At 56.8% G+C, this 11,925-nt stretch carries 10 protein-coding genes and 1 pseudogene; 1 reads left to right on the forward strand and 10 read right to left on the reverse strand.

Annotated elements, in window-relative coordinates; translation table 11 throughout:
• Positions 1 to 51: 51 nt before the first annotated feature.
• The 6 genes from secG to rlmE form a co-directional block, all read right to left on the reverse strand.
• On the reverse strand, positions 52 to 438 hold the full coding sequence (gene secG / locus ACIOWA_RS14200; protein ID WP_095191056.1) for a preprotein translocase subunit SecG: 387 nt from the start codon (positions 436 to 438) through the stop codon (positions 52 to 54).
• A gap of 4 nt (positions 439 to 442) precedes the next feature.
• Complete coding sequence (tpiA, locus tag ACIOWA_RS14205; protein ID WP_401160359.1) at positions 443 to 1,198, reverse strand: triose-phosphate isomerase; 756 nt, start codon at positions 1,196 to 1,198, stop codon at positions 443 to 445.
• Between the two features lie 65 nt (positions 1,199 to 1,263).
• The gene (gene glmM, locus ACIOWA_RS14210; RefSeq protein WP_339431696.1) at positions 1,264 to 2,601 is read right to left on the reverse strand and encodes a phosphoglucosamine mutase; all 1,338 of its coding nucleotides are present in this window, start codon (positions 2,599 to 2,601) and stop codon (positions 1,264 to 1,266) included.
• Positions 2,602 to 2,617: 16 nt separating this feature from the next.
• Positions 2,618 to 3,469 carry a dihydropteroate synthase gene (folP, locus tag ACIOWA_RS14215; RefSeq protein WP_339465472.1) on the reverse strand — a complete coding sequence of 284 codons (852 nt, stop codon included), beginning with the start codon at positions 3,467 to 3,469 and terminating at the stop codon, positions 2,618 to 2,620.
• Between the two features lie 8 nt (positions 3,470 to 3,477).
• A complete protein-coding gene (ftsH, locus tag ACIOWA_RS14220) occupies positions 3,478 to 5,385 on the reverse strand; it encodes an ATP-dependent zinc metalloprotease FtsH (protein ID WP_401160388.1) in 1,908 nt (635 codons plus the stop codon).
• Between the two features lie 203 nt (positions 5,386 to 5,588).
• Entirely contained in the window at positions 5,589 to 6,218 is a 630-nt protein-coding gene (gene rlmE, locus ACIOWA_RS14225) for a 23S rRNA (uridine(2552)-2'-O)-methyltransferase RlmE (RefSeq protein WP_150617091.1), read from the reverse strand.
• 101 nt (positions 6,219 to 6,319) lie between these two features.
• Between rlmE and ACIOWA_RS14230 the strand changes: the two genes are divergently transcribed.
• A complete protein-coding gene (locus ACIOWA_RS14230) occupies positions 6,320 to 6,628 on the forward strand; it encodes a YhbY family RNA-binding protein (RefSeq protein WP_201228024.1) in 309 nt (102 codons plus the stop codon).
• Between the two features lie 9 nt (positions 6,629 to 6,637).
• Here ACIOWA_RS14230 and ACIOWA_RS14235 read toward each other — a convergent pair whose 3' ends face one another.
• From ACIOWA_RS14235 to carA, 4 genes and pseudogenes are all read right to left on the reverse strand, one after another.
• Positions 6,638 to 7,042, reverse strand: coding sequence for an MFS transporter (locus ACIOWA_RS14235; RefSeq protein ID WP_339431693.1), 405 nt, complete (start codon positions 7,040 to 7,042; stop codon positions 6,638 to 6,640).
• Between the two features lie 28 nt (positions 7,043 to 7,070).
• Complete coding sequence (gene greA, locus ACIOWA_RS14240) at positions 7,071 to 7,547, reverse strand: transcription elongation factor GreA (protein WP_339431773.1); 477 nt, start codon at positions 7,545 to 7,547, stop codon at positions 7,071 to 7,073.
• A gap of 2 nt (positions 7,548 to 7,549) precedes the next feature.
• Positions 7,550 to 10,771 (reverse strand): carbamoyl-phosphate synthase large subunit, encoded by a 3,222-nt coding sequence (gene carB, locus ACIOWA_RS14245; RefSeq protein ID WP_339431692.1) that lies wholly within the window; start codon positions 10,769 to 10,771, stop codon positions 7,550 to 7,552.
• A gap of 126 nt (positions 10,772 to 10,897) precedes the next feature.
• Positions 10,898 to 11,925, reverse strand: a pseudogene (gene carA / locus ACIOWA_RS14250) (glutamine-hydrolyzing carbamoyl-phosphate synthase small subunit); the annotation flags it as partial.

Below are 11,925 nucleotides of genomic sequence, written 5' to 3' on the forward strand. Positions count from 1 at the left end.
TGCGTGTCTACCAATTCCACCACCTCGGCAAAACTACGTTTGAAACCCTTCTTACTTCTGCTCTTGAGCTGGAGGTACGTCAGTCGCTGGAGTAGCCGACTTTTGCTCTTGAAGCACCGGTACATCATCAGAAGCCGGTTGTTGCTGCTTAGGCACTTCCAACACTGCTGGATCTGGCAAACCTGCTTGAGTCAGCTCATGAGCTTTCTCTTTAGCAAAGTAACCTAACCCCAAGCTGGTTATGAAGAAACCGGCGGCAAGTATAGCAGTAAACTTACTAAGAAAGGTAGAGGAACCTTGGCTTCCGAACACAGTATTTGAAGCACCTGCTCCGAAAGACGCACCAGCGTCCGCACCCTTACCCTGCTGCAGCAAAACCAGCGCAACTACGCCTAATGCACCCAGCAGATGAAAAACGACTACGACTGTTTCCAGCATTTTTTCAGTTTCCCGCGGCGCGACAAATCGCACCGAACTCATCTGCATTCAGGGAAGCTCCACCAATGAGCCCCCCATCGATATCAGGCATGCCGAACAGTTCGACCGCATTGGCCGCCTTCACGCTGCCGCCGTATAGAAGCCGCACACCTCGTGCGACCTCAGAATTCTCTGCCGCCAACTGCTCGCGAATGGCTTTATGCACATCCTGAGCCTGTTGCGGCGTTGCAGTCAGTCCGGTACCAATGGCCCAGACAGGCTCGTAAGCGATGACTGCCTTGGCAAAAGCACCTACACCCAGCTCCTCGATGATGCTGCCCAGCTGACGCCCGACAACCTCAAGAGTTTTTCCAGCTTCGCGTTGCTCGAGGGTTTCCCCTATACACAACACCGGAATCAAGCCACATGCCTGTGCCGCTGCGAACTTGCGATTCAGCATCCCGTCTCGCTCGCCCATTATCTGGCGGCGTTCGGAGTGCCCGACAAGCACAAGGGAACAACCTGCATCCACCAACTGACTCGGTGCAATCTCACCGGTCAATGCACCTTGCATGGATTCCACCGCAGAATTCTGCGCACCGACCGAAATCGATTTGCCTTTCAAGCCATCAATCACTTGATTGATATACAAGCAAGGCGGGAATACCGCGACATCAACACCGCTTGGCAAGGCCAGATGACGAAGCCCGTTGATCAGCTCATCGACGCTGGCGCGGGTACCGTGCATCTTCCAGTTACCAGCTACCATAGGGCGACGCATGCTGTACCTCGTCGGTCAAAGTGGGCGCAGATGTTACCCAACACAATCATGGCTGGCAAGCCGAATCAGGCAGAAACTTCAGTTACCAGTTTTGCCAGCTCTTCGGCATAGCTGCGAACCTGGGTTGCATCCTCCCCTTCAACCATCACACGCACCAAAGGCTCTGTGCCGGACTTGCGCAAAAGCACACGTCCGCGACCGGCCATTGCCTGAGTGACGCGCGCGCTGGCCTCCTTGACAGCCGGATGCTCCAGCGGACTTTCACCTCCACCGAAACGCACATTGATCAGCACCTGAGGACACTTGCGCAAAGCTTGTCGAGCTAACGCCAGACCTTCGTTACGCGTTTTGAGCGCCATCAGCACTTGCAGAGCAGCAATGATCGCGTCACCGGTCGTGGTGTGATTGAAACAGACGATATGCCCTGAGTTCTCACCACCGACCAACCAGTTACGCTCAAGCAACTCAGCAATCACATAACGGTCGCCGACATTGGCGCGAACAAACGGAATCGAAAGATCGGCAAGGGCCAGCTCCAGACCGAGATTACTCATCAGGGTGCCTACCACTCCTCCTTGCAGCTTTCCACGCTCCTGCAGATCGCGAGCAATGATGAACAGCAGGTCATCACCGTCAACAATCGCCCCCGTGTGGTCAACCATCAGGACGCGATCACCATCCCCGTCAAAAGCAATACCCAGATCAGCGTGCTCAGCCAGCACCGCCGCCTGCAACTGCCCCATATGAGTGGAGCCGCAATTGTCGTTGATGTTCAGACCATTTGGCTGGGCTGACAGCACCACGACCTCGGCGCCCAGCTCACGAAAAACACTCGGCGCAACTTTATAGGTCGCACCGTGAGCGCAGTCGATGACGATCTTGAGACCGGCGAAATTGGTACCGGTTGGCACACTGCTTTTGCAGAATTCAATGTAACGACCAGAGGCGTCATTGATCCGCGACACCTTGCCGATCTTGCTCGACTCGACCACGGTCATTGGTGTGTCGAGCAACTCTTCGATCATCAATTCCAGCTCATCCGGCAACTTGGTGCCTTTACCTGAGAAGAATTTGATGCCGTTATCATCATGCGGGTTGTGCGAAGCACTGATCACGATGCCGGCTTCAGCCTGGAACGTGCGCGACAGATAGGCAATGGCCGGCGTCGGCATCGGACCAAGCAGCATTACATCCGCCCCCGCCGAAGTCAGTCCAGCTTCAAGCGCCGATTCAAACATATAACCGGAGATGCGCGTGTCTTTGCCAACCAGCACTTTGCAGGCGCCCATCTTGCGGAACGCCATGCCAGCAGCCCAGCCGAGCTTGAGCATGAAGTCAGGAGTAATCGGATATTCCCCGACTCGACCACGAATGCCGTCAGTACCGAAGTATTTCTTGCTCATAACTGCTCCATCGTTCTTATTCAGCCGACTCAACGGCCGCGATCATCCGCACCACGTCTACCGTTTCCGCCACATCATGGACGCGCAATATACGTGCGCCCTTGATTGACGCGAGCGCAGCCAGTGCGAGACCACCATGCAGACGCTCGCCCACAGGACGATTCAAGGCGTGACCAATCATGCTTTTCCGAGATACACCAACCAACAAAGGTCGACCTAGCTTATGCAGAGCCTCCATATGCTTGAACAAGCTTAGGTTGTGCTCCAGGGTTTTGGCGAATCCGAAACCAGGATCAAGTATGACACGCTCGGCAGCAATACCTGCCAACGCGCATTGAGCCATCCGCTCAGCGAGAAATTCGCTCACTTCCCGAGTGACATTCTGATAGCGCGGATCATCCTGCATATCACCAGGCTCACCCAGCATATGCATCAGACACACCGGCAACCCCGTAGCCGCCGCCGCATCCAATGCACCATCGCGCCGCAGTGACCGCACATCATTGATCAATCCGGCACCCAGTCTCGCAGTTTCGCGCATCACCGCCGGAGTCGACGTATCGACCGAGATGATGACATCAAGTTCGCGATTGATCAGCTCGACGATTGGCGCCACGCGCTCAAGCTCTTCCAGCGGCGAAACCGTACGAGCGCCAGGACGGGTGGACTCGCCACCCACATCGATCAGCGTCGCACCTGCGGCGACCATGGCTTCAGCGTGGCGCAAGGCCGCGTCGAGCTGGCTGTAACGGCCACCGTCAGAGAAGGAATCGGGAGTTACATTGAGAATACCCATGACATGCGTCTGGGAAAAATCAAGAACCCGGTTGCCGCAAGGCAACCGGGTCAGGGACTGTACAGAAGTCATTTCAAACCTTAAACATCAGCAGCCGGACCGCCAATCGGTTTTTCCGGACGCTCATCCTGAACGACAGGAGGCGGCGGCGTACCCGCACCACCCGACCAATCGCGAGGCTCGCGAGGCGTGCGACCGGCCATGATGTCGTCGATCTGCTCAGCATCAATCGTTTCATACTTCATCAGCGCGTCAGCCATTGCATCCAGCTTGTCACGATTATCCGTGAGGATCTGCTTGGCCGTGCCGTAGCACTGATCAATAATGCTGCGCACTTCGGAATCGATAAGCTTCGCAGTCTCACCAGAGAAACTGGCGCCCTGACCGCCACCACCACGCCCGAGGAACACTTCACCCTCTTCTTCGGCGTACATCAACGGACCGAGTTTTTCCGAAAGGCCCCACTTGGTCACCATGTTCCGTGCAATCTGACTGGCACGCATGATGTCGTTGGAAGCACCAGTGGTTACACCGTCGAAGCCCAAGGTCATTTCTTCAGCGATACGGCCACCGTACAGCGAGCAAATCTGGCTGATCAGCGCACGCTTGGACAGACTGTAACGATCTTCTTCCGGCAGGAACATGGTCACACCCAACGCACGACCGCGCGGGATAATCGAAACCTTGTAGACCGGGTCATGCTCAGGCACAACACGACCGACAATGGCGTGGCCAGCTTCGTGATAAGCAGTGTTCTGCTTTTCTTTCTCGGACATGACCATCGATTTTCGCTCGGCGCCCATCATGATCTTGTCTTTGGCCAGCTCGAACTCTTTCATCTCGACGATGCGTTTGCCGCTACGAGCAGCGAACAGCGACGCTTCGTTGACCAGGTTGGCCAAGTCGGCACCGGAGAAGCCCGGAGTACCGCGAGCGATAACGGCCGGAGCAACGTCGTCACCCATTGGCACTTTGCGCATGTGAACCTTGAGAATCTGCTCGCGACCACGAATATCTGGCAGGCCGACCACAACCTGACGGTCGAAACGGCCCGGACGCAGCAATGCCGGATCGAGTACGTCAGGACGGTTGGTTGCAGCAATCACAATGATGCCGTCATTCATTTCGAAGCCGTCCATCTCAACCAGCAACTGGTTGAGGGTCTGCTCACGCTCGTCGTGACCACCCCCCATGCCGGCGCCACGGTGGCGACCGACAGCGTCGATTTCGTCGATGAAAATGATGCAAGGCGCATGTTTCTTCGCCTGCTCGAACATGTCACGCACACGGCTGGCACCGACACCGACGAACATTTCGACGAAGTCAGAACCGGAAATGGTGAAGAAAGGCACTTTGGCTTCGCCAGCGATAGCCTTGGCCAGCAAAGTCTTACCGGTACCCGGAGGCCCCACCATCAGCACGCCACGAGGGATACGACCACCCAGACGCTGGAACTTGCCCGGATCACGCAGGAACTCTACCAACTCACCCACTTCTTCCTTGGCTTCGTCGCAACCGGCAACGTCAGCCAAAGTAGTCTTGACCTGATCTTCGGAGAGCAGGCGCGCCTTGCTCTTGCCGAAGCTCATCGGTCCGCCCTTGCCGCCAGCGCCGCCCTGCATCTGGCGCATGAAGAACATGAACACCGCGATAATCACCAGGATCGGGAAGCTGGCTACCAGAAGCTGGGTCCAGATGCTCTGCTGCTCAGGTTGCTTGCCCTCAACCACAACGTGGTTATCGACCAGATCACCGATCAGGCCATTGTCCTGAATAGCGGGACGAATGGTCTTGAAGCTGTCGCCGTCGTTGCGCTTGCCGGTAATCACATAGCCATCAACCGCTACGCGCTCGACCTTGCCATCCTTGACCTGCTGGATGAAGTCGGAATAGTTGAGGGTCTGCGGCTCGTTAGGGCTGGAGAAGTTGTTCATCACCGTCACCAGGACAGCCGCGATGATCAACCGCAGGATCAAATTCTTTGCCAGATCGTTCATTTATCTACCCTCTGAAGCAAGCTCCGCTACTGGCGCGCGCTTCGCATGATATTCACCGGCCTAACTTACTACATTACCTACAACTCTGGCAGGCGCCGTCTGTAACCCTTTGTGAAACACTTTCTACACAATATTCGCTAAAGCGCTCGGGGCAAAATACGAAAAACCTATCACCCCCGTGAAAAAAACCCGTTTTACTCACTACGCCCGCGATAACCCCAAGCCAGCATGTACTGCTCGCGGGAGCTGCCACGAGAAGAATCCGGTTTGATCATCTGGATCTTGTCGAACTTCTTGCGGGCATCCTTCAGGTAAACATCAAACCCTTCGCCCTGAAAAATCTTGATTACGAAATTACCACCCGGCTTGAGTATCCGCTCCGCCAGATCAAGCGCCAACTCGCAAAGGAACATGGCTTTGGGCATGTCCACTTCAGGTGTACCACTCATATTGGGGGCCATATCGGAAATCACAAGGTCTACCTGCGAATTACCGACGGCATCCAGGATCTGCGCGAGTACTGCGTCCTCGGTGAAGTCGCCCTGAATGAAGGTCACGTCCGGAATACTGTCCATTTCCAGGATGTCCGAGGCAATCAGACGCCCCTGACCACCGATCAGCCGGCTAGTAACCTGCGACCAGCCACCAGGCGCAGCCCCCAGATCGACAACACTCATGCCCGGACGGATCAGCTTGTATTTCTCTTGAACCTCCAGAAGCTTGTAACTCGCACGCGAGCGGTAGCCATCCTTCTGCGCTTGCTTCACATAGGGATCATTGACATGTCTTTTCAGCCAACCAAGGCTTGTCTTGGAACGCGCCATTGGGCACCTCGATGATAAGGGTCGTGATTAATTGGGCGGATCCACGAACCCTCGGGTAAAATGGCCGCCATTTTACAGAATCCAGACGAAAGGGTCAGATTATGCCGCTCACTCAAGAGCAGAAGAAACAGTACAAATCCATTGGCCACCATCTGAAACCAGTCTTGACTGTGGCTGACAACGGTTTGACTGAAGGTGTTTTAGCCGAACTTGAACGCGCATTGGCGGATCACGAGCTGATCAAAATCAAGCTCAACATCCTTGATCGCGAGTCGCGCCTGGCGCACATCGCAGAACTGTGCAAGGTCGGCAAGGCTGACCTGGTACAGGTCATCGGCAAGATGGCACTGGTTTACCGCAAGAACTTCAGCGTCAACAAGCAGCTGTCGAACGTTCATCGCTTCAAGTGATGACAAGGGTCAAGGGTGTGCTTCGCGCACCCTGCCACTCCATCCAGGTACCGGCTGCAGCACCAGCACCAACCCGGAAAACCCCAGAACCAGATAACTGAATACCTGCCAGCGCTGAGCATCCGGCCAGCCGATACGCACGGCGACAAACATCGCACACGCATTCAACGCCATCAACAGCACCTGCCCGCGAAAATCTTGCCATAGACTGCCAAGGCCCTCGGCCTGCACCAGCACCAAGGCCTGAAAAATCAAGCATGCGGCGGAAAAACCCACCACCAGCACTTCAAATGCACTGGCGATTTCATCAATCAGCAACTGCGCCAGGCCAATCTGACCCAACGCCGGCTGCAAACCAAAATGAATCAACCAAAGACCACCGACCCACAACATCTGGGTCAGCTGCCAAAGCATGGCGCCCGCGCGTAGCGGGCGCCCGGTTTCAGATGTGACGGACTTCGACAATCTCATACTCGATAACGCCACCTGGCGTTTTCACAGCAACCACATCACCCTCTTCCTTGCCGATCAAAGCACGAGCAAGAGGAGAACCGACTGAAATCTTGCCGAGTTTGAAGTCAGCCTCATCCTCACCCACGATGTGGTAAGTGACGCTTTCATCAGTTTCGACATTAGCGATTTCAACGGTGGTGCCGAAAATCACTTTACCGGTATGGGGAATCGTCGTGACATCGATGATCACCTGATTCTGAATCCGGCCCTCAATATCACGAATCCGCGCTTCGACCATGCCTTGCTGTTCACGAGCGGCATGGTATTCAGCGTTTTCCTTCAAGTCACCCAACTCGCGGGCCGTACCGATGTCCTGGCTAAGCTTTGGACGAACGACCTTGGTCAGGTGAGTGTGCTCTTCTTCCAGGGCGCGAGCGCCCTGAACAGTCATTGGGTACTTGATTATGCTCATGCCTTCAATCCTGCGTGTAGATCCTGCAAGCGGCGCACGGTTTTTTCAGGACCGAATTTCAGCGCTTCACAGATAGCTTCGCCAGCAGCAATGGTGGTGGTGCAGTAAATCTTGTGCTGCAAGGCATTACGACGAATGGAGTAGGAGTCGGCGATCGACTGACGACCTTCAGTGGTGTTGATGATCAGAGTGACTTCGTCATTCTTTATCATGTCGACCACGTGCGGACGCCCCTCGGTCACCTTGTTCACACGGCGCACTTTCAGGCCCGCAGCTTCGATCAGCTTGGCAGTACCGGCAGTGGCAACCACTTCGAAGCCCAAGTTGATCAGATCACGGGCTACGCCTGCAACCAGTGGCTTGTCGTCGTCACGCACGCTGATGAATGCAGTACCGCCGGTCGGCAGCACTTCGCTGGCACCCATTTGGGCCTTGGCGAAAGCTTCGCCGAAGGTGTCGCCGACACCCATCACTTCACCAGTGGACTTCATCTCTGGGCCGAGGATCGGGTCAACGCCAGGGAATTTGGCGAACGGGAAGACCGCCTCTTTCACGCTGTAGAAGTTCGGGATGATTTCCTTGGTGAAACCAATTTCTTTCAGGGTTTTACCGGCCATCACGCGAGCCGCGATCATCGCCAGGGAAACACCGATGCACTTGGAGACGAACGGTACGGTACGGGAAGCGCGCGGGTTCACCTCGATGACGTAGATGTCTTCGCCTTGCAGCGCCAACTGCACGTTCATCAGGCCGACAACACCCAACTCCAGGGCCATTTTCTTGACCTGTTCGCGCATCTCGTCCTGGATGTGCGCCGGCAGCGAGTAAGGCGGCAGCGAGCACGCGGAGTCACCGGAGTGAACGCCAGCCTGTTCGATGTGCTGCATGATCGCGCCGATCACCACGTCCTTGCCGTCGCAGACCGCATCAACGTCCATCTCGATGGCGCAGTTGAGGAAGTGATCGAGCAGCACCGGGCTGTCGTTGGACACCTGCACCGCGTCACGCAGGTAACGCTTGAGCTCGTCTTCCTTGTAGACGATCTCCATTGCGCGACCGCCCAGCACGTAGGACGGGCGCACCACCAGCGGATAACCGATCTTCGCAGCAGCGCGAACAGCTTCGTCTTCGCTACGCACGGTGGCGTTTGGCGGCTGACGCAAGTTCAGACGCTCAACCATTTGCTGGAAGCGCTCACGGTCTTCAGCGCGGTCGATGGCGTCAGGGCTGGTGCCGATGATCGGTACGCCGGCAGCTTCCAGAGCACGAGCCAGTTTCAGCGGAGTCTGGCCGCCGTACTGGACGATCACACCTTTGGGCTTCTCGACGCGGCAGATTTCCAGCACGTCTTCCAGCGTTACCGGCTCGAAGTACAGACGGTCGGACGTGTCGTAGTCGGTGGACACGGTTTCCGGGTTGCAGTTGACCATAATGGTCTCGTAACCGTCTTCGCGCAGAGCGAGGGCCGCGTGAACGCAGCAGTAGTCGAACTCGATACCCTGACCGATACGGTTCGGACCGCCGCCCAGAATCATGATTTTGTCGCGACCGGACGGCGCCGCTTCGCACTCTTCCTCGTAAGTCGAGTACAGGTAAGCAGTGTCGGTGGCGAACTCGGCCGCGCAGGTGTCAACGCGCTTGTAGACCGGGAACACTTCCAGCTTGTGACGGTGAGTGCGCAGGTTTTTCTCGGTAACGCCCAGCAACTTGGCCAGACGCTGATCGGAGAAGCCTTTGCGCTTGAGCTTGAACATCAGGTCGCGGTCGATAGCGGACAGACCGAGGGTCTTGACCTTCTCTTCGTCCTTGATCAGATCTTCGATCTGCACCAGGAACCACGGGTCGATCATGTTCATGCCGAAGATGTCTTCGACAGTCATGCCCGCACGGAAGGCGTCTGCCACGTACCAGATACGCTCGGCGCCCGGCACAGTCAGTTCGCGCTTGAGCACGCTCATGCTTTCCGGATTGCTCAGGTCGAGCTTCTCGTCCAGACCGCAAACACCAACCTCCAGACCGCGCAGGGCTTTCTGCAGGGATTCCTGGAAGGTACGGCCGATAGCCATGACTTCGCCGACCGATTTCATCTGCGTGGTCAGGCGTGCGTCAGCCTTGGCGAATTTCTCGAAGGCGAAGCGGGGCAGCTTGGTCACGACGTAGTCGATGGACGGCTCGAAGGACGCCGGGGTCTTCCCACCGGTGATGTCGTTCGACAGTTCGTCGAGGGTGTAACCCACAGCCAGTTTGGCCGCGACTTTGGCGATCGGGAAACCGGTGGCTTTCGAAGCCAGCGCCGAGGAACGCGATACACGCGGGTTCATTTCGATCACGACCATACGGCCAGTGTTCGGGCAGATACCGAATTGAACGTTGGAACCGCCGGTCTCGACGCCGATCTCGCGCAGTACCGCCAGGGAGGCGTTACGCAGGATCTGGTATTCCTTGTCGGTCAGGGTCTGAGCCGGGGCGACAGTGATCGAGTCACCGGTGTGCACGCCCATCGGGTCGAAGTTTTCGATCGAGCAGACGATGATGCAGTTGTCCTTTTTGTCGCGGACAACTTCCATTTCATATTCTTTCCAGCCGATCAGGGATTCGTCGATCAGCAGCTCTTTGGTTGGCGACAGGTCCAGACCACGGGCGCAGATTTCTTCGAACTCTTCACGGTTGTAAGCGATACCGCCACCAGTGCCGCCCATGGTGAAGGACGGACGGATGATGCACGGAAAACCCAACGTCTCGAGGACTGCGTTGGCTTCTTCCATGCTGTGGGCGATACCGGAACGCGGGCAGGCCAGGCCGATGGATTTCATCGCCTTGTCGAAACGCGAACGGTCTTCAGCCTTGTCGATGGTGTCGGCGTTGGCACCGATCATCTCCACGCCGAACTTCTCCAGAACGCCTTCGCGCTCCAGATCCAGGGCGCAGTTCAGAGCAGTCTGGCCGCCCATGGTTGGCAACACTGCATCGGGACGTTCTTTTTCGATGATCTTGGCAACAGTCTGCCACTTGATCGGCTCGATGTACGTGGCGTCAGCCATGTCCGGGTCGGTCATGATGGTGGCCGGGTTGGAGTTCACCAGGATGACGCGGTAACCCTCTTCGCGCAGGGCCTTGCAGGCCTGGGCGCCGGAGTAGTCGAATTCGCAAGCCTGGCCGATAACGATCGGGCCAGCGCCAAGAATCAGGATGCTTTTAATGTCTGTACGTTTTGGCATGGGTTTGTCACTCAAATCCGCAGGTCAGTCGGCAAGCCGTCTTGATCGATTTCTGAAGTCTCGAGGGGGCCGCCGGTGTCGGGGCCGCCCTCGAAGGGCTTCTCTCTACAGTCTCAAGGCGAACGCTTAGCGTCGCTTGGCCATCTCGTTGATGAAGCGGTCGAACAGTGGCGCGACATCGTTCGGGCCCGGGCTCGCCTCAGGGTGACCCTGGAAGCTGAACGCGCTTTTGTCGGTGCGCTCGATGCCTTGCAGGGTGCCGTCGAACAGCGATTTGTGAATCGCGCGGACGTTGGCAGGCAGCGTTTCTTCGTCTACCGCAAAACCGTGGTTCTGGCTGGTGATCATCACGACGCCCGTGTCCAGGTCCTGCACCGGGTGGTTGGCACCGTGGTGACCATGGCCCATTTTCAGGGTCTTGGCACCGGAGGCCAGCGCCAGCAACTGGTGACCGAGGCAAATGCCGAATACCGGAGTTTCGGTTTCCAGCACGTCCTTGATCGCCTGGATCGCATAGTCGCACGGCTCCGGATCACCAGGGCCGTTGGACAGGAACACACCGTCCGGCTTCAGAGCCAGTACGTCAGCGGCCGGAGTTTGCGCCGGGACCACGGTAACGCGGCAGCCGCGCTCAACCAGCATGCGCAGAATGTTCAGCTTGACGCCAAAGTCGTAGGCAACGACGTGGTAAGGCAACTCGGAAGCTTCGATGGTCGCGTGGCTGTCGGTTTTCAGATCCCAGACAGTGGAGCGCCATTCGTATTGAGCCTTGGTGCTGACGACTTTCGCCAGATCCATTCCCTTGAGGCCCGGAAAGCCTTGCGCGGCAGCAATGGCGGCTTCTTCAGAGATGTTGTCACCGGCCATGATGCAGCCGTTCTGTGCACCTTTTTCACGCAGGATGCGGGTCAGACGACGGGTGTCGATACCGGCGATCGCCACAACATTGTTGGCTTTCAGGTAATCAGACAGGGACATCGTGTTGCGCCAGTTGCTCGCCACCAGCGGCAAGTCACGGATGACCAGACCAGCGGACCAGACGCGGTCGGACTCGGCGTCTTCGGGCGTGGTGCCGGTGTTGCCGATGTGCGGGTAAGTCAGGGTAACGATCTGTTTTGGGTAGTTAGTATTGTTTTGTATTTGTTTTTATTGGT

Origin of the sequence: Pseudomonas sp. NPDC087614 (assembly GCF_044743485.1) — a bacterium.
Lineage (GTDB): Bacteria > Pseudomonadota > Gammaproteobacteria > Pseudomonadales > Pseudomonadaceae > Aquipseudomonas > Aquipseudomonas baetica_A.